24 protein-coding genes and 1 pseudogene are annotated in these 20,121 nt (G+C 72.6%); 14 read left to right on the top strand and 11 right to left on the bottom strand.

Going from position 1 to position 20,121, the window contains the following annotated elements:
* The first annotated feature begins 145 nt into the window (after nucleotides 1-145).
* The 5 genes from ACQEU6_RS20365 to ACQEU6_RS20345 all read left to right on the top strand — a co-directional run bounded on the left by ACQEU6_RS20365 (nucleotide 146) and on the right by ACQEU6_RS20345 (nucleotide 3,830).
* Complete coding sequence (locus ACQEU6_RS20365; protein WP_499334028.1) at nucleotides 146-763, top strand: DUF4178 domain-containing protein; 618 nt, start codon at nucleotides 146-148, stop codon at nucleotides 761-763.
* Between the two features lie 2 nt (nucleotides 764-765).
* The gene (locus ACQEU6_RS20360; protein ID WP_499334027.1) at nucleotides 766-1,272 is read left to right on the top strand and encodes a DUF2617 family protein; all 507 of its coding nucleotides are present in this window, start codon (nucleotides 766-768) and stop codon (nucleotides 1,270-1,272) included.
* A complete protein-coding gene (locus ACQEU6_RS20355) occupies nucleotides 1,269-1,703 on the top strand; it encodes a DUF4247 domain-containing protein (protein WP_499334026.1) in 435 nt (144 codons plus the stop codon). Before ACQEU6_RS20360 ends, ACQEU6_RS20355 begins: the two co-directional genes overlap by 4 nt.
* Before the next feature lie 61 nt (nucleotides 1,704-1,764).
* Nucleotides 1,765-2,202 carry a DUF350 domain-containing protein gene (locus ACQEU6_RS20350; protein ID WP_499334024.1) on the top strand — a complete coding sequence of 146 codons (438 nt, stop codon included), beginning with the start codon at nucleotides 1,765-1,767 and terminating at the stop codon, nucleotides 2,200-2,202.
* A 131-nt stretch (nucleotides 2,203-2,333) separates the two neighbouring features.
* On the top strand, nucleotides 2,334-3,830 hold the full coding sequence (locus ACQEU6_RS20345; protein WP_499334023.1) for a polyamine aminopropyltransferase: 1,497 nt from the start codon (nucleotides 2,334-2,336) through the stop codon (nucleotides 3,828-3,830).
* A gap of 15 nt (nucleotides 3,831-3,845) precedes the next feature.
* Here ACQEU6_RS20345 and ACQEU6_RS20340 read toward each other — a convergent pair whose 3' ends face one another.
* Nucleotides 3,846-4,556 carry a MerR family transcriptional regulator gene (locus ACQEU6_RS20340; protein WP_499334022.1) on the bottom strand — a complete coding sequence of 237 codons (711 nt, stop codon included), beginning with the start codon at nucleotides 4,554-4,556 and terminating at the stop codon, nucleotides 3,846-3,848.
* A gap of 94 nt (nucleotides 4,557-4,650) precedes the next feature.
* Between ACQEU6_RS20340 and ACQEU6_RS20335 the strand changes: the two genes are divergently transcribed.
* From ACQEU6_RS20335 to ACQEU6_RS20325, 3 genes are read left to right on the top strand one after another with little or no spacing between them, the layout of a single operon-like run.
* Entirely contained in the window at nucleotides 4,651-5,793 is a 1,143-nt protein-coding gene (locus tag ACQEU6_RS20335; RefSeq protein WP_499334021.1) for an acyl-CoA dehydrogenase family protein, read from the top strand.
* Nucleotides 5,794-5,847: 54 nt separating this feature from the next.
* Nucleotides 5,848-6,552, top strand: coding sequence for an ABC transporter ATP-binding protein (locus ACQEU6_RS20330; RefSeq protein ID WP_499334020.1), 705 nt, complete (start codon nucleotides 5,848-5,850; stop codon nucleotides 6,550-6,552).
* Nucleotides 6,549-8,840, top strand: coding sequence for an ABC transporter permease (locus tag ACQEU6_RS20325; protein ID WP_499334018.1), 2,292 nt, complete (start codon nucleotides 6,549-6,551; stop codon nucleotides 8,838-8,840). The genes ACQEU6_RS20330 and ACQEU6_RS20325 overlap by 4 nt, the downstream gene beginning before the upstream one ends.
* 4 nt (nucleotides 8,841-8,844) lie before the next feature.
* Here the strand turns inward: ACQEU6_RS20325 and ACQEU6_RS20320 are convergent, their stop codons facing one another.
* From ACQEU6_RS20320 to ACQEU6_RS20305, 4 genes are all read right to left on the bottom strand, one after another.
* The gene (locus ACQEU6_RS20320; RefSeq protein WP_499334017.1) at nucleotides 8,845-9,999 is read right to left on the bottom strand and encodes a sensor histidine kinase; all 1,155 of its coding nucleotides are present in this window, start codon (nucleotides 9,997-9,999) and stop codon (nucleotides 8,845-8,847) included.
* Between the two features lie 5 nt (nucleotides 10,000-10,004).
* A complete protein-coding gene (locus ACQEU6_RS20315; protein ID WP_499334016.1) occupies nucleotides 10,005-10,658 on the bottom strand; it encodes a response regulator transcription factor in 654 nt (217 codons plus the stop codon).
* Between the two features lie 79 nt (nucleotides 10,659-10,737).
* Nucleotides 10,738-11,109 (bottom strand): glyoxalase superfamily protein, encoded by a 372-nt coding sequence (locus tag ACQEU6_RS20310; RefSeq protein ID WP_499334014.1) that lies wholly within the window; start codon nucleotides 11,107-11,109, stop codon nucleotides 10,738-10,740.
* A gap of 58 nt (nucleotides 11,110-11,167) precedes the next feature.
* Nucleotides 11,168-11,623 (bottom strand): zinc-binding dehydrogenase, encoded by a 456-nt coding sequence (locus ACQEU6_RS20305; RefSeq protein WP_499334013.1) that lies wholly within the window; start codon nucleotides 11,621-11,623, stop codon nucleotides 11,168-11,170.
* A 16-nt stretch (nucleotides 11,624-11,639) separates the two neighbouring features.
* Here ACQEU6_RS20305 and ACQEU6_RS20300 point away from each other — a divergent pair.
* A pseudogene (locus tag ACQEU6_RS20300) lies at nucleotides 11,640-11,888 on the top strand (helix-turn-helix transcriptional regulator); the annotation flags it as partial.
* Between the two features lie 33 nt (nucleotides 11,889-11,921).
* On the opposite strand, the gene ACQEU6_RS20295 reads toward ACQEU6_RS20300, so the two are convergent.
* The 5 genes from ACQEU6_RS20295 to ACQEU6_RS20275 all read right to left on the bottom strand — a co-directional run bounded on the left by ACQEU6_RS20295 (nucleotide 11,922) and on the right by ACQEU6_RS20275 (nucleotide 15,128).
* Nucleotides 11,922-12,926, bottom strand: a complete 1,005-nt coding sequence (locus ACQEU6_RS20295; RefSeq protein ID WP_499334012.1) for a metallophosphoesterase family protein — start codon at nucleotides 12,924-12,926, stop codon at nucleotides 11,922-11,924.
* A 46-nt stretch (nucleotides 12,927-12,972) separates the two neighbouring features.
* Complete coding sequence (locus ACQEU6_RS20290) at nucleotides 12,973-13,911, bottom strand: GNAT family N-acetyltransferase (protein WP_499334010.1); 939 nt, start codon at nucleotides 13,909-13,911, stop codon at nucleotides 12,973-12,975.
* Nucleotides 13,912-13,927: 16 nt separating this feature from the next.
* Nucleotides 13,928-14,149: a VOC family protein gene (locus ACQEU6_RS20285; RefSeq protein WP_499334009.1), complete on the bottom strand. Its 222-nt coding sequence runs from the start codon at nucleotides 14,147-14,149 to the stop codon at nucleotides 13,928-13,930.
* 89 nt (nucleotides 14,150-14,238) lie between these two features.
* Nucleotides 14,239-14,895, bottom strand: a complete 657-nt coding sequence (locus ACQEU6_RS20280) for a GNAT family N-acetyltransferase (RefSeq protein ID WP_499334007.1) — start codon at nucleotides 14,893-14,895, stop codon at nucleotides 14,239-14,241.
* A gap of 2 nt (nucleotides 14,896-14,897) precedes the next feature.
* Nucleotides 14,898-15,128 carry a hypothetical protein gene (locus tag ACQEU6_RS20275; protein WP_499334006.1) on the bottom strand — a complete coding sequence of 77 codons (231 nt, stop codon included), beginning with the start codon at nucleotides 15,126-15,128 and terminating at the stop codon, nucleotides 14,898-14,900.
* A gap of 239 nt (nucleotides 15,129-15,367) precedes the next feature.
* On the opposite strand from ACQEU6_RS20275, the gene ACQEU6_RS20270 reads away from it, so the two are divergent.
* The 5 genes from ACQEU6_RS20270 to ACQEU6_RS20250 all read left to right on the top strand — a co-directional run bounded on the left by ACQEU6_RS20270 (nucleotide 15,368) and on the right by ACQEU6_RS20250 (nucleotide 18,059).
* The gene (locus ACQEU6_RS20270) at nucleotides 15,368-15,874 is read left to right on the top strand and encodes a VOC family protein (protein ID WP_499334005.1); all 507 of its coding nucleotides are present in this window, start codon (nucleotides 15,368-15,370) and stop codon (nucleotides 15,872-15,874) included.
* 25 nt (nucleotides 15,875-15,899) lie between these two features.
* The gene (locus ACQEU6_RS20265) at nucleotides 15,900-16,718 is read left to right on the top strand and encodes a MerR family transcriptional regulator (RefSeq protein WP_499334004.1); all 819 of its coding nucleotides are present in this window, start codon (nucleotides 15,900-15,902) and stop codon (nucleotides 16,716-16,718) included.
* Nucleotides 16,719-16,769: 51 nt separating this feature from the next.
* Nucleotides 16,770-17,297, top strand: coding sequence for a VC0807 family protein (locus ACQEU6_RS20260; RefSeq protein ID WP_499334003.1), 528 nt, complete (start codon nucleotides 16,770-16,772; stop codon nucleotides 17,295-17,297).
* A complete protein-coding gene (locus ACQEU6_RS20255) occupies nucleotides 17,294-17,773 on the top strand; it encodes an FAD-dependent monooxygenase (protein ID WP_499334001.1) in 480 nt (159 codons plus the stop codon). The genes ACQEU6_RS20260 and ACQEU6_RS20255 overlap by 4 nt, the downstream gene beginning before the upstream one ends.
* 85 nt (nucleotides 17,774-17,858) lie before the next feature.
* A complete protein-coding gene (locus ACQEU6_RS20250; RefSeq protein ID WP_499333999.1) occupies nucleotides 17,859-18,059 on the top strand; it encodes an aromatic-ring hydroxylase C-terminal domain-containing protein in 201 nt (66 codons plus the stop codon).
* Between the two features lie 48 nt (nucleotides 18,060-18,107).
* On the opposite strand, the gene ACQEU6_RS20245 is transcribed toward ACQEU6_RS20250, so the two are convergent.
* Nucleotides 18,108-19,769: an ABC-F family ATP-binding cassette domain-containing protein gene (locus ACQEU6_RS20245; protein ID WP_499333997.1), complete on the bottom strand. Its 1,662-nt coding sequence runs from the start codon at nucleotides 19,767-19,769 to the stop codon at nucleotides 18,108-18,110.
* Between the last annotated feature and the right edge of the window lie 352 nt (nucleotides 19,770-20,121).

Below are 20,121 nucleotides of genomic sequence, written 5' to 3'. Positions count from 1 at the left end.
CGCGCGTCGGTGGCGGGAATGCAGCGTTTCCGGACGAAACCGCATCTTCATTTGATACGTCTGATCGCGGTATGGGCTTGACAGGCCACAGTCGGTAGGATCCGCAGGTCTGTCCCCCCGAAACGGACGAAACGATGGAGGTGCCGTGGGCAAAGCGGCGATAGTGATCCTGCTGGCACTCATCCTGGTCGCCCTGGTGGCGCTCATCGCCGTCCTGCTGCGGCGTCGTTCGGGCGCGCCGCCGCCCGCGCCCGCCCCGGCCGTCCCGCGCGACCCGTTCGCCGCCGAGGACCAGGTGGCCGGCGACCCCCGCGCCCTCAAGGCCGGCGACATGGTGGAGTACCTCGGCACCCGCTACTTCGTCCGCGGCTCGCTGCGGCTGAAGGAGGGCGGCTTCACCTGGAGCGAGCACCTCCTGGACGCCGACACGATCGAGGGGACCAAGGTGTGGGTCTCCGTCGAGGAGGACCCCGACCTCGAGGTCGTCTGGTGGACCGAGCACGAGATCGGCGACCTGCGGCCCGGCGAGAAGAACCTCGTCGTGGACGGCGTCGAGTACCGGCGCGACGAGCACGGCACCGCCGACTACACCAGCGAGGGCACGACGGGCGTCGGCGTGCAGGGCCGCGTCGAGTACGTCGACTACGAGGGCCCGCGCGGCAGGTACCTGTCGTTCGAGCAGTACGGCGGCGGCCAGTGGGAGGCGGGGCTCGGCGAGCGCGTCCCGACGGGATCGATGACGATCTACCCGGGCGGTAGCTGATCTTGGAGGCCACCCTCGACACCCCCTACGCGGACGCCCGCGCCGACGGGCTGTCGTTCGCGCTCGGCCTGCCGCCGATGGACGCCCTCGCCGTCCTGCCGGTGGAGCGCGCGGGCCTGACCGTGGAGCTGCGCCTGCTCGGCGCGTCCCACCAGGTCATCGCCGGGCCGCTGAGCGAGACCGTCGCGTGCCTGCCCGGCCGCGCCGAGCCGCTGCCGGGGCACGCGGCGACGAGCGTGCCCGGCTGGGCGTACGACTTCGCGGCGACGACCGCGGCGCACAGCGACGGGACGGCGTTCGCCCGCGCCGTCGAGGCCGTGTGCGCCCGGCTCGCGGACCGCGGGGACACGCTGACCGGGGCCTTCCCCGGTTCCCCGCACGCCGTCACCGTCCTCGCCTTGGAGGACACGGCGGGGCAGGAGGCCGCGCTCGGATGGCGCACCTGGCACGCCTACCCCCAGACCCGGGAGATCGTTATGACGCGGAGCCGTCTGGTGAGACCCTCATGAACAGCAGATACCGGGTGGCGGGCGCGGTGGTCGCCGCGGCCCTGACCGCCACGGCGCTCGGCGGCTGCGGCAAGTCGCAGTCGTCCTGGATCGCCGACAAGTACTCCAGGACCGGGCCGGACACCTACCAGTCGCCGAAGGCCCCCCAGAAGGTCGCCTCGGAGATCGGCCGCAAGTTCAGGCCGATCGACCGGGTGGACGACTTGGCGACCATGGGCGCCAACGGCGGCATCTTCATGCGCTACCCGAAGCTCGTCGTCGGTGTCCTGCCGAACGGGACGGGCAGCCGGATCACGGTCGACGGCGCGCGCCGCGGCTACGGCCGCCACTACTCGCATGTGAGCGGGCTCTGGAGCAGCCCGGGCAGCAACGGATGGACGAGCAGGGGCGCCGCGTCGTTCCGCGGCGGCGGACCCGGCTCGGGCAAGTGACGTGGTCGGGGACAAGACGTGGTCGGGCGACTGAGGTGGTCGGGCAGATGAGGAGCGACAGATGAACGACATCCTTCACGAGATCGGGGCGACCTTCGCCTACGGCGCGGTCGGCATCGCCCTGATGGCGCTCGGCTACCTGGTCGTGGAGGTGACGACGCCCGGCAAGCTCGGCAAGCAGATCTGGACCGAGGGCAACCGGGGCGCCGCGCTCCTGCTGGCCGCCAAGCTCCTCGGCATCGCCGCGATCGTCACCACCGCGATCGTGACCAGCGACAGCGACCTGACCGACGGCCTGGTCGACACCGCCGTGTTCGGCGGGATCGGCATCGTGCTGATGATCGTGGCGTTCTTCCTGCTGGACGTGCTCACGCCCGGCAAGCTCGGCGCGACGCTCGTGGACGCGGGCGGGACGGGCGCCGCGATCCACCCGGCGGGCTGGGTCGTCGCCGCCGCCGACCTCGGGGTCGCCGCGATCGTGGCCGGGGCGGTCTCCTGACGTCCCGCGATCTGGACGAGGCCGTCCGGCCGTCCGGCGATCCCTCCCCGGAGCCGCCCCCTCCCGAGGGGGACGGCCCGGGGAGGTCGCGCGTCCCGGCGCGGGCGGCGCGGGCGCTGGTCCTCGCCGCCGTGTTCACGTGCGCGGCGTGCGGCCTGGTGTACGAGCTGGCCCTGGTCGCGCTCGGCAGCTACCTCGTCGGCAACTCCGTCACGCAGGCGTCGATCGTCCTGTCGGTGATGGTGTTCGCGATGGGCGTCGGCTCGCTGGCCGCCAAGCCGCTGCAGGGCCGCGCCGTGGTGGCGTTCGCGGTCGTCGAGGGCGTGCTCGCGCTGATCGGCGGCGTGTCGGTCCTCGTGCTGTACGCGGCGTTCGCGTGGCTCGACCTGTACGTTCCGGCGCTGGTGGTGGTGGCGTTCGCGGTCGGCGCGCTGATCGGCGCGGAGATCCCGCTGCTGATGACGCTGCTCCAGCGGATCCGCAAGCAGGACGCCGGGTCGGCGGTCGCCGACCTGTTCGCGGCCGACTACGTGGGCGCGCTGATCGGCGGCCTGGCGTTCCCGTTCCTGCTGCTGCCCACGTTCGGGCACATCAAGGGCGCGCTGCTCGTCGGCGTCGTGAACGCCGTCGCCGGGATGGCGGTCGTGATGTGGCTGTTCCGCCGTGAGGTCGGCCGCGCCGCCCGGATCGCGCTCGCGCTCGGCATGGTCGCCGTCCTCGCCGTCCTCGGCGGGACGTACACGCTCGCCGACGGGTTCGAGGTGTCGGCGCGGCAGGCGCTGTACGACGCCCCGATCGCGGTGTCCAAGCGCACGAGGTACCAGGAGATCGTCATCACCCGGCATGCCGGGCTCGGTCCCTCGGACCTGCGGCTCTTCCTGAACGGCGACCTCCAGTTCTCCTCCTTGGACGAGTACCGCTACCACGAGTCGCTCGTCCACCCGCTGATGTCGGGCCCGCACGGGCGGGTGCTGATCCTCGGCGGCGGGGACGGGCTGGCGCTGCGCGAGGTGCTGCGCTACAGGGACGTCCAGAGCGCGACGCTGGTCGAGCTGGACCCCGAGATGATCCGCCTCGCCCGGACGTACCAGCCGCTGGAGTCGCTCAACCGGCGGTCGTTCGAGGACCCGCGCGCCCAGATCGTCAACGCGGACGCGTTCTCCTGGCTGCGCGGCCTGGACCGCCAGTTCGACGCGGTCGTCGTCGACATGCCGGACCCCGACGACGTGTCCACCGCCAAGCTGTACTCGGTCGAGTTCTACGGGATGGTGAAGAGGGCCCTGGCGCCGGGCGGGCGGATGGTCGTCCAGTCCGGGTCGCCCTACTTCGCGCCCAAGTCGTTCTGGAGCATCCAGAAGTCCATCGCCGCCGCCGGCCTCGCGACCACCCCGTACCACGTGGACGTCCCGAGCTTCGGCGACTGGGGGTTCGTCCTGGCGTCCCCCGGGAAGCGGCCTCCCTCGCTGGCGCTGCCGCGCGACGTCCCGGCCCTGCGCTTCCTCGACGGTCCGCTGCTCCAGGCGGCGGCGGTCTTCCCCAAGGACCGCCGGAGCCGCGACGTGGACGTCAACACCCTCGTCCACCCCCGCCTGGTCGAGTACGAGGGCCAGGAGTGGAAGAACTCCTGACCGGGGCCGGAGAGGCTAGTCGGGGACCGATCGGCGGAGCGCCTTGTCGACGGCCCGCTGGAACGAGGTCACCAGTGACTGGATCATCAGCGGCTTGAGCTTCCCGGCCATCTCCATGAGCCGCTCGCGCTCCTGCGGCGCGCGCCCGCCCGCCCGGTAGGGGCGGACGACGGTGTCCTGGAAGACCTGCTGGAGCTCGGCGGCCAGCGCGGTCGTGTGCCGGTCCACGGCCTGGTACGAGGCGACCAGCGTGTCCAGCGGCAGCTGGAGCGCCGCCAGCTCGGCGCTGACGCCGAGCAGCGCGGGGCTGACGACCCGCACCTCGCCCGCCGGGCCGCCGGAGATCCGCTCGACGACGCCGAGGGCCTCCAGCCGCCCGATCGTCTCGTCGTCGAGGTGGCGTCCGGCGCGGCGGTCGAGCTCGTGCCGGCCGAGGTCCTCCGGCCGCTCGGGCGCCCAGGGGGACAGCAGGGCGCGCTGGAGGGCGAGGTCCTCGGCCGGCGCGTCCAGCGGGATCCGCCCGAGGTGCTTCTCGATCGAGGCGAGCGTGAGCCCGAGCGACTGGAGCTCCCGGACGAGTTCGAGCCGCGCGAGGTGGTCGGCGCCGTAGAGGCCCGTCCTGCCGCGCAGCCTCGGCGGGGGCAGCAGGCCGCGCCCGGCGTAGAACCGCACGGTCCGGACGGTGACCCCGGCGCGCGAGGCCAGCTCGTCGACGGTCAGTTCCATGCCGCCTCCCGATATGTGACAGCACCAGTGTTACATTAATCGTGTATCAGCACGCACTTACTCAGGCCCACGCACTACCGAGGGAGCCCGCCGGATGGGACGCGACATCTACACCGAGGAGCACGAGGCCTTCCGCGACATGGTGCGCTCCTTCATCGCCAAGGAGGTCGCGCCCCACCACGAGCAGTGGGAGAAGGACGGGATCGTCTCGCGCGAGGTCTGGCTGGCGGCCGGGCGCGCGGGCCTGCTCGGCATCGACATGCCGGAGGAGTTCGGGGGCGGCGGCGACCCCGACTACCGCTACTACGTGATCCTCAACGAGGAGCTGGCGAAGGCCGGCGTGCACGGGCCCGGCTTCGCCGTCCACAACGACATCAACGGCGGGTACCTGCGGCAGCTGTGCGGCCCCGAGCAGCGGCGGCGCTGGTTTCCCGGCTACTGCTCCGGCGAGATCATCACCGCGATCGCGATGACCGAGCCCGCCGCCGGGTCCGACCTCCAGGGCATCAGGACCACGGCGCTGAAGGACGGCGACCACTACGTCCTGAACGGGTCGAAGACGTTCATCTCCAACGGCATCCTCGCCGACCTCGTCATCGTCGTCGCCAAGACCGACCCGTCCGCCGGCGCCAAGGGCGTCAGCCTCCTCGCCGTCGAGCGCGGCATGGAGGGCTTCGAGCGCGGCCGCAACCTCGACAAGGTCGGCATGCACGCCCAGGACACCGCCGAGCTGTTCTTCGACAACGTCCGCGTCCCGAAGGAGAACCTCCTCGGCGAGGAGGGCATGGGCTTCATCTACCTCATGCAGAACCTCGCCCGCGAGCGGCTGTCCATCGGCGCCACCGCGCAGGCCGCCGCCGAGACCGCCTTCGAGCAGACCCTGGAGTACTGCAAGACCCGCGAGGCGTTCGGCCGTCCCATCGGCAAGTTCCAGCACAACCGGTTCACGCTCGCCGAGATGAAGACCGAGCTGACCGTCACGCGCGCCTTCACCGACGAGTGCATCGTCAAGGAGGGCAGGGGAGAGCTGACCCCCGACGAGGCCGCGATGCTCAAGTGGTGGAACACCGAGCTGCTCAAGCGGGTCGTGGACCGCTGCGTCCAGCTCTACGGCGGCTACGGCTACATGACCGAGTACCCCATCGGCAAGGCCTACCAGGACGTCCGCATCCAGACCATCTTCGGCGGCACCACCGAGATCATGAAAGAGATCATCGGCCGCGGCCTCGGCGTCTGACGCGCCCGCCCGCGCTCACCGCGCCGAAACCTCCCGGCTGCCACGTTGGGGGCCGTGAACACACGCGAGGAAACGGTCGTACGGCTTGAGGCCGTGCGCAAGGCATTCGGCGACGTCGCCGCGCTGGACGGGGTGAGCCTCGCGATCCGGCGCGGCGAGTCCGTCGCGGTGATGGGGCCGTCCGGCAGCGGGAAGTCGACGCTGCTCAACATGGTCGCGGGCCTGGACCGCCCCACGGCCGGCTCGGTGGCGGTGGGCGGCGACGACCTCACCGGGATGGGAGAGGCCGCCCTGGCCCGCTTCCGGCGCCGCCGGATCGGGATGGTCTTCCAGTTCTTCAACCTGCTGGACGACCTGCCCGTACTGGAGAACGTGGCGCTGGCCGCCCGGCTGGCGGGCGTCCCGGCGCGCAAGGCGCGGGCCCGCGCGCTGGAACTGCTGGACGACCTCGGCATCGCCGACCGCCGCGGCGCCTATCCGGCGGTGCTGAGCGGCGGCGAGCGCCAGCGCGTCGGGGTGGCGCGGGCGCTGGTGAACCGCCCGGCGCTGCTGCTGGCGGACGAGCCGACCGGCGCGCTCGACAGCGCGACCGGCGAGCAGGTCAGCGACCTGCTGCTCGACCTCAACGACAAGGGCCAGACCCTGCTGCTGGTCACCCACGACCACGGCCTGGCCGACCGCTGCGCGTCCCGCCTGGTCGAGTTCAGGGACGGCCGGATCGTCCGGGAGTCCGCGCGGGACGAGTCGTGGGCCCGGTGAGCGCGGTCTGGGCGGCGTCGCGCGCCGGGGTGCGGCGGCGCCGCGTGCAGACGGTCAGCATCGCCGTCGTCGTGGCGCTGTCCACGGCGACGCTCGTGTTCGGGCTCGGCCTGCTGGTCGCGTCGGGCTCCCTCTTCGACGACGCCTTCACGCGGGCGCGCGGCGCGCACGCGACCGTCTCCTTCGACGCCGCGCGGGTGAGCGCCGACCGGCTCGCCGCCACCGCGCACGCGTCCGGCGTCACCGCCGCGGCCGGCCCGTTCCGGACGGCGGTCCTGCCGCAGGGGCAGGGCCACAGGGGGCCCGGCGGCGACGGCCTCCCGGTGGCGGGGCGGGCCGACCCCGGCGGTCCCGTCGACAGGCTCACCCTCACGCAGGGCCGGTGGGTCCGCGGGCCCGGTGAGATCGTGCTCCGCGCCCGGCCCGGCGGCCCCTTCCGGCTGGGCGGCAAGATGACGCCCCCCGGCCTGCCCGAACTCACCATCGTCGGCTTCGCCAACTCCGCGACGGACGGCCTCATGGGCTGGGTGACCCCCGGCCAGATCGACGCGCTCAGGCCGGACGGCTGGCAGATGCTCTACCGGTTCGACCGTGCGGGCGGCCCGTCCGAGGTCCGGCGGAGCGTGGCGACCGCGACCGCCGGGGTGCCGACGCGCGGCTACGAGTCCTACGTCGCCGCCCAGCGGTCCTTCGAGGAGAAGTTCGACCAGCTCATCCCCTTCGTCACCGTCTTCGGGGCGCTCGCCCTGGCGGTGTCGGTGTTCATCGTCGCCAACGTGGTCAGCGGCGCGGTGGTCTCCGGGTTCCGGCACATCGGCGTCATGAAGGCGCTCGGCTTCACCCCGGCGCAGGTCACCGCCGTCCACGTCGTGATGGTCACCGTCCCGGCGCTGCTCGGCTGCGCGGCCGGCATGGCGGCGGGCCACCTGCTCGCCCTGCGGATCGCGGCGGGCGTGGCGGAGGGATTCGACCTGCCGTCGGCCGGGGGAGCGGCGCCCGCGCTCGACCTGGCCGGGGGCGCCGGGGTCCTCGCCCTCGTGGCGGCGGCCGCCGCCCTTCCGGCGCTGCGGGCCGGACGGCTCCCGGCGGTGCAGGCGATCAGCGCCGGGACCGTGTCGCGGCGGGGCCGCGGGCGGCGCCTCCAGCGGTGGCTGCTGCGCACCCGGCTGCCCGTCCCGGCCGGGCTGGGCCTCGGGCTGCCCGCCGCCCGCCCCGCCAGGACGGCGCTCACCCTCGCGGGGCTGTGCCTCGGCGTGACCGCGGTGACCCTGGGCCTCGGGATGCAGCAGACGGTCATGAAGATCCTCACGGCCGACACCGAAGGGCACACCTCCGTCACCGTGGGCTTCGACCCGAGGGCCTCCGGCGGCATGACCGAGGACCGGCTGGCGGCGCTGCTGCGGGCCGAGCCGGGCACCGCCCACGTGATGTCGTTCTCCCCGGTGAACGTGCGGGTCCCCGGGGCGCCGTCGAGCCTGACCGCCGAGACCTACGGCGGCGACTACCGCCCCTTCCTCGGTGACGGCCTCGTCCGCGGGCGCTGGTTCTCGGGGCCCGGCGAGGTGGTGCCGACCGAGGCCTTCCTGCGGCTCCACGACCTGGACGTGGGCGACACCGTGTCCCTCCAGACGTCCGGCACGCGGGCCACCGTCCGGATCGTCGGCGCGTTCGCGCACCCCGACACCGACCGGCTGATGCTCGACGCCGCGAGCCTGCCGGGAGCCGTGCGGGGGGACGGGCCGCCGCCGCCCTTCTCGGTCATCCTCACCTCGGGGACCGACGCGGCCGACTACGCCCGCCGGGTCATGGCCGCGGCCCCGTCCGCCGCGCTGATCGCCGAGCCGACCGAGCCCGACCTCGGCAACGGCGCGGTCTTCGGCGGGCTGTTCCTGCTGTTCTCACTGATCATCTGTGCGGCGGCGGCGCTCGGCGTCCTCAACAGCGTGCTCCTGAACGCGCGGGAACGCAGCCGGGACCTCGGCGTGCTCAAGGCCGTCGGGGCGACCCCGCGGCAGGTCGTCGCCATGATGGTGACGTCGATGGCCGCCCTCGGCGTCGCCGGCGGCGCGCTCGGGGCGCCGCTCGGGGTGCTCGCCCACCACGGCGTCGTGGTGCTCACCGGCGACATGCTCGGCAGCGGGATGGCGACCTCCTGGATCCACGTCTACACCTGGCTCCTGCTGCTGCCTCCGGCGTGCGCGGGGCTGGTCGTCGCCGTCCTCGGCGCCTGGCCGCCCGCCGTCCGGGCCGCCGCCACCCGCACCGCCGCCGTGCTGCGCAGCGAGTGACCGATCATGTGAGGGCCACGGTGACCGACAGCCCGCCGTCCGGGTTCGCCCTGGCCCTCACGTGGCCGCCGTGGGCGCGTGTGATCGCGGCGACGATGGACAGGCCGAGCCCCGCACCCTGCGACGACGCCGTCCGGTCGGCGTGCAGCCTGCGGAACGGCTCGAACAGCTCGTCCACCCTCTCGGCCGGGACCCGCGGCCCGGTGTTGCGCACGACCAGCGCCCCCTCCGACAGCTCCACGCGGACGTCCCCGCCGGGCCGGTTGTGCCGGATCGCGTTCTGCACCAGGTTGGCGACCATCCGGGTGAGCAGCACCTCGTCCCCGGCGACGGTGACCGGCCGCGTGTCGGCGGCGACGCTGATCCGGCCGCGGACGGCGTCCGTGACGTTGTCCTCGACGACCTGCCCGACCACCGCTTCGAGGTCCACCGGCGCGCGGGCGTCGAGCCCGCGTTCCCCCTGCGCGAGGACGAGCAGCCCCTCGATCAGCCGCTCGGACCGCCGGGTGTTGCGCAGCATCTCGGCCCGGACCTCGGCGAGCCGCTCCGGCGAGGGGTCCGCGAGGCCGACCTCGACGGCGGTGCGCTGGACGGCCAGGGGCGTGCGCAGCTCGTGGGACGCGTTGGCGACGAAGCGGCGCTGGCTGTCCACCGCCTTCTCCAGCCGGTCGATCATGGCGTCGAAGGTGTCGGCCAGCTCCTTGAGCTCGTCCTGCGGGCCGTCCAGCGCGATGCGCTCGTCCAGGGTGGACAGCGACAGCCGGCGCGCGGTCGCCGTGATGCGGTGCAGCGGCCGCAGCAGCCGCCCGGTCAGCCACCAGCACACCGCGAGGGCCAGCACCGTGATCACCACGATCGCGACCAGGATGACGAGCCGCTGCGACCCGACCAGGCTGTCCTGGAACTGCTCCCGCCCGACGGCCTCCTTGAGCCCTTCGCGGGGACCGGGATCCACGAACTCGATCGGGTGCTCCGGCGGGCACGGCACGCCGTGACCCGGGTCGCACGGAACCACGTCGACCCGGGACCTCAACGGAACGTCCTGCACGCGGTCGTTGACGATCTTCCGCTGGATCCACAGGACGGTGCTGAGCACGCCCAGCGTGATCACGGCGAACATGCCGCCGTACAGCAGCGTCATCCGGGCCCGCACCGTCATCGGCCTCACAGCCGGTACCCGGCCCCGGGAACGGTGACGATGACGGGCGGTTCGCCGAGCTTGGCCCGCAGCTTGCTCACGGTCACCTTGACGACGGTGGTGAACGGGTCGGTGTTCTCGTCCCACGCCCGCTCCAGCAGCTCCTCGGTGCTGACCACGCCGCCCCGCGCCTGCATCAGCACCTCCAGCACGGCGTACTCCTTGGGGGACAGGGCCAGCAGGCGTCCGTCCCGGGACGCCTCCCGCCGCGCCGTGTCCAGCGTGACGCCGCAGCGCGCCAGCACCGGCGGCAGCGGCGGCGCGTTCCGCCGCGCCAGCGCGCGGATCCGCGCCACCAGTTCGTCGAACGCGAACGGCTTGGCCAGATAGTCGTCGGCCCCGAGGTTCAGCCCGTCCACCCGCTCGTGGACCGCGCCCGACGCGGTCAGCATCAGGATGCGCACCGCCTCCTCGCGCTGCGCCAGCTCCCGGCAGATGTCGTCGCCGTGCACCTGGGGAAGGTCCCGGTCCAGGACGAGGACGTCGTACTCGTTGACCGCGAGCCGTTCCAGCGCGCCCGCCCCGTCATAGGCGATGTCCACCGCCATGGCCCGCTTCCGCAGCCCCTCCGCCACCAGATCGGCCAGGAACCGCTCGTCCTCGGCCACGAGTATCCGCATCCTGCCATTTCCCCAGAACCGCGATAAGGAGACGGTTAACGGCGGGGTGCGAGCGTCCCTTTCACCCGCGAGGCGCTGTCTAGCCCTGGGCGACGAGTTGCTGGACGTTCCAGCCGTTGCCGTCCGGGTCCTGGAAGTAGACGAACCGCCCCCAGGGGAACTCCTGCACCTCGCTGACCTCGACCCCCCGTCCGGCGAGCTCCGCCCGAGCGGCGTCGGCATCGGCGACGACCAGTTGCAGCCCCTGCGCGGACCCGGGCGCGGTGTCGACGAGCCCCGTGCCGATGGCGATCGAGCACGCCGACCCGGGCGGCGTCAGCTGCACGAACCGGATCTCGTCGCTCACTCGGTGATCATGATCCGGGTTGAACCCGGCCTTCTCGGTATAGAACGCTTTGGCACGGTCCACGTCCGAGACCGGCACCGCGACCAACTCCAGCTTGAAGTCCATGGCGCCCTTATACCGCGCCCCCACCTCTTCACTCGTCAGGTGGCCACCAGGGTCTCCTTCAGGGGACGAGGATGATCTTGCCGCTGGTGCGGCCGGCCTCGGCGTCCCGGTGCAGGGCGGGGAGATCGGCGAGAGGACGGGCCGCCGTGACGTCCACCCGCACCGTGCCGCGGTCGATGAGGGTGATGAGCTCGGCGAGTTGAGCGGGCTCGTTGCGGGCGACGAAGTGCGTCGCCGTCACGCCTGCCCGGGGCGGGGGATCCACCGGGACGGTGATCGAGACGACCGAGCCGCCGGGGCGGACGGCACGGCACAGTGCCTCCGCGGCCTCGGGCGGAATCGGAACGAGGTTGAGCACCACATCCACCGGTCGGTCCAGCACCTGATGCGGCGGGACCCGGGTGTAGTCGATGATCTGCTCGGCGCCGTAGCCGCGGACCCGGCCGGAGCTGCGCGGGCCGGCGGTGGCGATGACGTGCGCGCCGGCGTGGCGGGCCAGCTGGACGGCGAACATGCCCACGCCGCCGCCCGCGTTCTCCCGCCGCTTCACGGCGCTCGTGGGGCGGCCGCCGCTGGCCTACCTGACCTGGTGGCGGTTGACGACCGCGATGCGGCTGCTGCGCGACTCCGACGCCCCTCTGAACGTCGTGGCGGAACAGGTCGGATACGGCTCGGAGTTCGCCTTCGCCAACGCGTTCAAACGCGAATTCGACCTTCCGCCCGGCCGCTACCGGCGCGACCACCGCACTCCCGCCCGCCACGGCACGCCGCCCCGGTGAGCATCGGGGACGTCAGCGCGGACACGCGGCGGTTCAGACGGGAGGGGCGGGGGCGGCGATGTCGAGGGCGGCGGCCAGGTCCGAGGTGCGGCGCGGGGTCGTGCAGCGCTTGGCCAGGACGGCCTGGTCGAGCCGTCCGCCACGGGCCTGGAACAGCACGGACGCGGCCGGGTGCCGCCGCATCTCGTCCGCGGTCAGGACCCCCGCCGCCTGGTGCGCCGCGTCGACCAGGATGGGAATCAGAGCCCGCACCGCCGCTGCCCACTCCTCGACCGCCCGGAGCCATTCCCGCGAAGCCGCGTCGGACGTGCCGGAGAAGCGCGCGACCTTCTCGTTCAGCTCCTCCCACGTGAGGTCGCCCCACGCCTTGGTCTTCAGCACCGGCAACTGCCACTCGCGCTTGGTGACCGACCAGTGGTCGACGTGGGCCTCCACCGAGTGGACGGTGAAGTCCGGGACGCTGAGCGCGGTCAGGTTCCAGCCGTGGCAGGCGCCGGTGTCGAGGCCGAAGACTCTGCCGTCCCGGACCAGCGGCTCCCGTCCGGTGACGTGGTGACCGAACACGACCGGCTTGTCATCGGCGTAGCGGTCGTGCCAGTGGCCGTCCGGGAACAGCGCGGTGAGCTGCCGCTCCCCGCTGGTCGTTCCGCAGAGGATCTCCTCCTTCTGCTCGGCCGGCGCGACTCCGGGAACCAGCGCGGCATGCACGATCCGCACATGCTCGTCCTCGAAGAAGTAGGGAAGCGTCCGCATCCAGTCGACCGCCTCCGCGTAGGCGTCGCCCATCTGGAGCCGCGTGATCTCCTGCGCGTAGGAGAGGACCCCGCGTACGTGCTTGCGCTCGTGGTTGCCCATGAGAACGACCGAGTTCGGACGCTCACGGAAGAACCCGACGACTTCGCCGGGCGCCGGCCCCCGATCGACCAGATCGCCCACACTGACCAGGAGGTCGTCCGGCCGAAGCCCGACCTTCTCCAGCAGTTCGATCAGCTCGTCGAAGCAGCCGTGGATGTCGCCCACGATGACGGTACGTCCCACCCGCCGGAGCCTAGGCGGGGGCCCATTCCACCTGCAAAGCAATATCTCAGGCCGAACCCAAACGTTGGCCGTAGAGGTGGACGGTCTGGCCGCGGTACTGGACATCGCGCAGGTAGCGGTGGCCGATGCGCTCCGCGACGGCGATGGAGGGGGAGTTGCCCGGCAGGATGAGAGAGATCACTTCCTCGGCGCCCAACTCTCCGAGGCAGTAGTCCAGAGAAGCGCGGGCCGCCTCCGTGGCGTACCCCTTCCCCCAGTGTTCCCGCGCCAGGCACCAGCCGATCCCCAGCCCCGGAAACCCGTGCGGCCGCCAGGGCCCGGCGCGCCCCACGAACCGGCCCGTGGCCTTCTCCACCAGCGCCCAGTGCGAGTAGCCGCGGATCTCCCGGTGCCCGATGAACATCGCGAGATTCCGCCAGGCATCAGCGGGTGAGGTACTGACGCTCTCCGACAGCCGGCCCGCCACCTCCGGGTCGGCCAGCATCGCGGCATAGTCGTCGAAGTCCTCACCCGACAGCGGCCGCATGACAAGCCGCTCCGTCTCCACCACACCCATGCCTGAAGTATCCGCCGGGCGGCGAGTGTCCGCACCCGGCCGATGGCGAAGGCCGCTCCGGCCGGTGGTGGCCAGGTCCGATCGTCCGGTTCCCGCGCACCCGTGGGCGCCACGGGCGTGCGGGAAGGCCAGGCGACCGTGATCGGGCTCGGACCCGCACCAGGGCTTCAGGCGCTCCCGCAGGCGAACGGACACGGTGTCGCCTTCCTGCTTGCCGATCGCCTTGCGCAAGTCCGCCTTCACCGGCAGTTTGTGGGTGCCGTTCCCCAGGGCCATGAACGAACTCTCGAACGGGTGACCATCGATCGTGCCCCGGACCCGCACCAGGCCCCGGGTGCCGAAGAACTCGGCCGACTCGGGCCACACGACATAGGTCCAGCCGCCCTTGCTCGGGCTCTTCTGCAAGCGCGCAGTGAACTGCTCGTCCATCACCGATACCGCCCGTTCAGGAGTCCTGGATGAGAAGGAGGTCGTTGCCGTCCGGGTCGCGCACGGAGAACATCGGGGGCACCCCTGGCCCCATCCGCAGCACCTCCGCGTCCGCATCGACGCCGCGTTCGCGCAGGGCCGTGTGGTCGGCGTCGACGTCCCGGGTCGTCAGGCGGATGCCGGCCGGGACCTCTGCGGGGACGAGCGCGATGGTCGTCGTCTTCCCTCGGGTCGCCAATGAAGACCGGGGCGGGGCGGGAAACTCATCGCGAGGTGGCAAACGGACCCGTTTGGCCGGACAGGGCCGATTATCTCGACCAGATCGCCTCAGGGCGTGTCCGGTTGAGGGGGCCAGATCATCGTCTGCTGGTGCATCCGCCTGCCGCCGTACCGGAAGCCGGGGACCAGCGGGGTCGGGCCGTGCTCGACGAAACCCATGCGCCGGAAGAACCGCACGGCGCGGGTGTTCTCGACCAGGGTCTGCAAGTGGCAGCCGGGCGAGCCGGTCTCTCTGAGCCGGTCGAACCAGCGGTTCAGCAGCGCGTCGGCGGCGCCCGTTCCCCGCGCCTCAGGCGCCAGGTTGATGTGCAGGTGCGCGGGCCTGCGGGTGTCGCGGAACCCGCGCGCGGTGGGCTCTCGCCGCAGCGCGACCGACGCCGCGTCGAAGGCCGCGCGCGCGAAGAAGGGGGCGGTCCTGGGGCGCAGGACCAGACGGTACTTCCGGATGGCCCGTCCGACGCGTTCGCTCTCACTCGGGAAGCTCGCGCTGTCGAGGCACCCCGTCAGGTAGCCGACCAGGGCTCCGTCGAGCACGGCGACGAAGAGCGACGCCGGCGCCAGGTCCATGTAGGGGTCCAGGTAGATGGCCGCTTCGGAGTCTTCGTGGCCCCACTGGAAGGCGCTCGGGGACGCCTCGCCGGCGCGCCGGAACAGCCTGCGCAGCTCCGCGCGGTCGGTCTCCCTGAAGGGGCGCACCCTGATCATGATCAGCCGGCGCGGGCGATGCGGGGACGGGTGGCGGGCCGCGCGGCCAGGCGTTCCGCCCCGACCGGGTCGCCGCAGCGTTCGCAGGCGATGGCGGCGCCCTCCGGGGCGTGCTCGTCCGTCCCGGGCCGAGCCGACACCTCGACGACGCCTTCCCAGCCGCCGGTCAGCGACGCCATGGGCTTCAGCGTGCCGACGCGGTTCGCGGTCAACCGCTCCTCCACCGTGGTCACCTCACCTACAACGCTCCCAGCGCGATGCCCCATTCCGAGACGCCGGCGGTACGACTCCAAGCAAGATCGATGGAACTCGTGTGGAACGTTCGGCGTCCTGGCCGCCTCCCTCCCTGGGGCAGGCAGATTCCTCAGGGGAGGCATACATGCGCGGTTGGGGCCGATGTCACCGCCGGTGGGACGCGGTCCGGACCGTCCGGGCTTGACCCTGACGTTGCGTCAGGCTCCACGATGAACGCATGAGCGACTACTACGAGGCGTTCGAGGTCAGCCCGGTCCCTCCGCCCGGGCCCGACGCGACGCCTCCTGAGATCTACCGGGGCATCTACGGCATGCCGATGTTCGTCAACGTGCCGACATCCGACCTGGCCGCGTCCGCGGATTTCTGGGTTCGCGGGTTCGGCTTCGTCGACCTGTTCACGATCCCCGGCCAGGTCACGCACCTTCGACGGTGGAGGTTCCAGGACGTTCTGCTCGTCCCGGCCGGCGCCCCGCCGGCCCCTCCAGCGGTGGGCATCAGCTTCTCCTGCGTGCTGAGCCAGATCGACGAGATCGCGCAAGCGTGCACCGCGCTGGCGCCCGGCTGCACGGCGGGACCGCGAAAGACTCCCTGGAACACCGTGGATCTGGAGGTCGTCACACCGGAGAACGCTCGTGTGATCATCACCGCGGCCCGTACCCTCGACGCCGGCAGCCCCGAGGCGCGCAACCTCGAAGCGGCCGGCATCCCCCTGCCCAAGGGGTGAGACGGCGCATGTCAGACTCGACGGCGTGACCGACACCGCGATGGACGATGCCGCGGGCCCCGGCGGGCTGGCCGTCGGAGCCGCGGCATCGCACGCGGGGGTCACCGTCCGCACCCTCCACCACTGGGACGCGATCGGGCTCGTCCGCCCGTCGGGACGGACCGCCGGCGGTTACCGGCTCTACTCGGCGGCTGACGTCGCACGCATCCACCGGGTTCTCATCTACCGCGAACTGGGTCTGTCCCTCGCCGAGGTCGGTGATCTTCTCGATGCCTCGACCGCGGACATGACCGTGCCGCTGAGACAGCAGCGCGCCGAGCTCCTCGGCCGCATCTCCCGCCTGCAGTCGATGGTCGACGCGGTCGACCGCCTGATCGAGGCCGCGAGCGCCGGCATCCTCCTGTCCGCTGAGGAACAAGTCGCGATCTTCGGGCGGGGATGGAACCCGTCATGGCTCGCGGCCGCGCGCGACCGATGGGGCGACACGGCTCAATGGGCGCAGTCCGCCGAGCGCGCCGCGGGCAGGACCTCCGAGGACTGGCAGCAGATCGCCGACGACGTCGCGACGCTGGAGAACGACCTGGCGGCGGCCAAGCGCGCCGACGTCAGGCCGGGCGGCGCCGAGGCCAACGCTCTGGCCGAACGGCACAGGGCCTCCATCGGCGAGTACTTCGACTGCACCCATTCGATGCAGGTCTGCCTGGGGAGGAGATACGCCGCCGACCCCGGCTTCGCGGCCTACTACGACGCGATCGAACCAGGCATGACCGCCTGGCTCCGCGACATCATCGACGCCAACGCCCGCGACCGAGGCATCGACCCGGACTCGGCGACCTGGGTCTGACGCAGCCGCATCCGCCGGCCGCTGCGAGAACGGCGACATCCGCGCGCGTTCATGCGGCCCCGGCTGGTCCCGGCGGAGACCCGCCGGGACACCCTGGCCGCCTACATCGAGTCGAACCTGGCGTTCATGCGCGACCGCCCCGCGCACATCCGCGCGCTGGTCGAGATCATCGGAGGGACGCGCGGGACCGGAAACCCGCGCACGCTGCTCGTCCGCGACTCCTGGATCTGGATGCTCGTGGGCGTGGCCGGGGTGTGGCTCCTGGCGTCGGTCGTGTACGGGCGTCCCGCGCTGATGGTGGTGTTCCGCTCGTTCGTCCTGACCAAGGTCGGGCCGGAGGGGCCGCGGGGGTGGGAGGCCCGGTGGGACCACGACGCCGGCTTCCGGCAGGGCCTGCGGACGCTGACCGCCGTGTGGGGCGCGGCCACGATCCTGAACGCGGTGCTGCACGTGATCGGCGCCTTCGTCCTGCCGCTGGACACCGCGCCGCTCGTGCTCAACCTCGTCTGGCCGGTGATCGCCGTGCCGCTGCCGGCGTTCCACCTCGTCTACACCAGGCGGAAGGACCTGCGGGCATGATCGTTGATGTGCTCGTGGCGGGCGCCGGCCCGACCGGGCTGATGCTGGCCTGCGAACTGGCGCTCGCCGGCGACGGGCGCGTGTTCGCCGACATCACCCTCACGCGGGAGCGCCCCGGCCGGTGGCGGCTGCCCTCGTTCGACCGTCCCGAGGACGGCGTCGCGAACGTCCTGCCGCTGGAGAGCGGCCTGTACCGGGCTCTGATCGCCGGGCCCGAGCAGCAGACCGCCGCCCGCGACACGCCCGTCACCCTGGACGAGGTCCGCCGCGCCGTCCCCGACGTCCAGGACGTCCGGTGGGCCTCGCGCTTCACCGACGCCTCACGGCAGGTCGAGCACTACCGGCACGGCCGCGTGCTCTTCGCGGGCGACGCGGCCCACATCCACTCGCCGACCGGCGGGCAGGGGCTCAACCTCGGCCTCCAGGACGCGTTCAACCTCGGCTGGAAACTGGCCGCCGACCTGCGCGGCAACTGAGGCCAACCTCCGTCTCGCCGGGCTGATCTCCGGCCTCGACATCCGCTACGACCTCCCCGGACGGCATCCGCTCGTCGGCCGCACCATGCCCGGACTCGACCCGGCCGTCCTGCACTCCGGCGGGCACGCCGTCCTGGAACTGGGCGACGGACCGCGCCACGGCGGCATCCCGCACCCTCGCGGAGACCTGGACGTGGACGCGGTCCTCGTCCGCCCGGACGGCCACATCGCCTGGGCGGACGACGGCTACGAACCCCTGGAAGCGGCCCTGACCCGCTGGACCTGACCCCGATGGGCGGACCGGCCGGCGCCGGACCGCCCATCGGGATCTTTCTCAGGCGTCCACGCGTCCGATCGCGAGACGCGGCCAGTCGGCGAGGTCTCTCAGCAGTTGCCGGTCGTGGGTGGCGACGACGACGGCGGCGCCGGTGGCGCGGATCGCGCCGGTCAGCTCGTCGACGAGAGTGGACGACAGATGGTTGGTCGGTTCGTCGAGCAGGATCAGGCCGGGGCGCCCGGCCAGCGCGAGAGCCAGGTCGAGACGCCGCTGCTGGCCCTGCGACATCCGCGCGGTGGGCGTGTGCGTCGCGGCGGCGTCGAGGAGTCCGAGCGCCCCGAGCGGAACGATGTCGGCGTCGCGCAGCGCGCCGCCTGCCACCAGCCGTCCCACGTGCCGGGCGTACACCTCGCGGGCGGTGAGTTCGGGATCGTGCTCGGCGGTCTCCTGCGTGATCAGGGCGACCCGGACGCCGTTCGCCGTCCAGAGTCGTCCTTCCGTCGGTTGGAGAGAACCGGCCAGTACCGCGAGCAGCGTGGATTTCCCGGCGCCGTTGGGCCCGGTGACGAGCAGCCGGTCGCCGCCGTCGAGGGCGAGGTCGACCGGCCCGGCCAGCCGCTCGCCGAGACCGACGCCCTGGGCCCGCAGCCGCGGTGCTCGCGTCCGCGTTCCCAGGTCGGGCCAGCGCAGGGTCGGCGGCGGCTCCGGCACGTCGATGCGGTGCGCCAGGAGGGCGTCCTGCCGCCGGTTCAGGTCCTGCACGACGCCCGGCGCGCGGGACTGGCGCTGGTGCTTGCCGGTGCCCTTGTCCGGACGCCAGCCGGTGGACAGCCGGTCGCGCGCCTTGGACACGGCGTCCTGCAGCCGCCGCTGCTCGGCCTGCTGCTGCTCGTAGTCCTGTTCCCAGCGCTCACGCTCGCCGCGCCGCGCGTCCTGCCAGGCGTCATAGCCGCCCGCGTGCAGCCGCGGCCTGCCGTCGCGGCTGGGGTCGAGGTCGAGGAACCGGTCGGCGACGTCGCGCAGCAGCGCCCGGTCGTGGCTGACGACGGCGAGGCCGCCCTCATGTTCGCGCAGCCGCCGAGTGAGGAAGTCCAGCCCGCCGGCGTCGAGATGGTTGGTCGGCTCGTCGAGCAGCAGGACGTCGTGCCGGGCGGCGAGCAGGCACGCCAGCCGCACCCGGTAGCGCTGCCCGACCGACAGCGTCGCCAACCGGCGGTCGCGGTCCGTGCACGCGCCGAGGGCGTCGAGGGCGACGTCGACACGGCGTTCGGCGTCCCACGCGTCGTGCCGGACCGCTGCCTCCAGCGCCAGGGCGTAGCGGTCGTCGGCGGCCGGAACACCGGCCGTCATGGCCGCGGTCGCCTCGTCCAGCGCGGCGAGGGCCGCGAGCGGCGCGGCCAGCGCCGCGGAGGTCAGGGCGCCGACGGTCTCACCGCCGCGCGCCGCCAGCTCCTGGCGGACCAGGCCGATCGTGCCGGCGCGGTGCACGGTGCCCTCGTCGGGCGGGATCAGACCCGCGAGGACGTGCAGCAACGTCGTCTTGCCACGGCCGTTCTCGCCGACGACGGCGATCCGCGACCGCGCCGAGACGGTGACCGAGACGCCGCGCAGAACCCGCCGCGACCCGCGGGTGACAGCGATGTCCTGGGCACGGACGTGCGCGCTCTCGCCCGCGGGCACGGGCAGGGACGAGTTCTCGGGAATGGGGGTGAGGCTCAAGAGGTGCTCCGCAGCTCGCCATGGAGCCGGGCAGAATCAGACGGCCGCCCGGCAGGACCCGGAACGGCGAACGCGGATTCACAAAGGAGAAGGCGCCGCCGTCAGCGGACGCTGCGAACCTTCTGCGACCAGATACCTCGTGCCATGCCCCACACGCTACCCGCCCCACCCCCGCGCCTCCACCCAATAAACGCCCCTGCGAACGACCGAGAACCGCAGCCCGCACGAGGGCGGAGCCTGCCGGTCGTTCGTCCGGCGTCAGCCAGTACAGCTTGCCGTTGAACTCTGCCAGCGTCGGTCGCCACCCACTTCTGAACGGGGTCGCTCTCTGCGCCGACCAGCCGGCGGTGTT

The sequence above is a fragment of the Spirillospora sp. CA-108201 genome, from assembly GCF_050936235.1.
Classification (GTDB): domain Bacteria; phylum Actinomycetota; class Actinomycetes; order Streptosporangiales; family Streptosporangiaceae; genus Spirillospora.
Note: the sequence above shows the minus strand (reverse complement) of the source record. Positions and strands in the feature narration are given on the sequence as shown.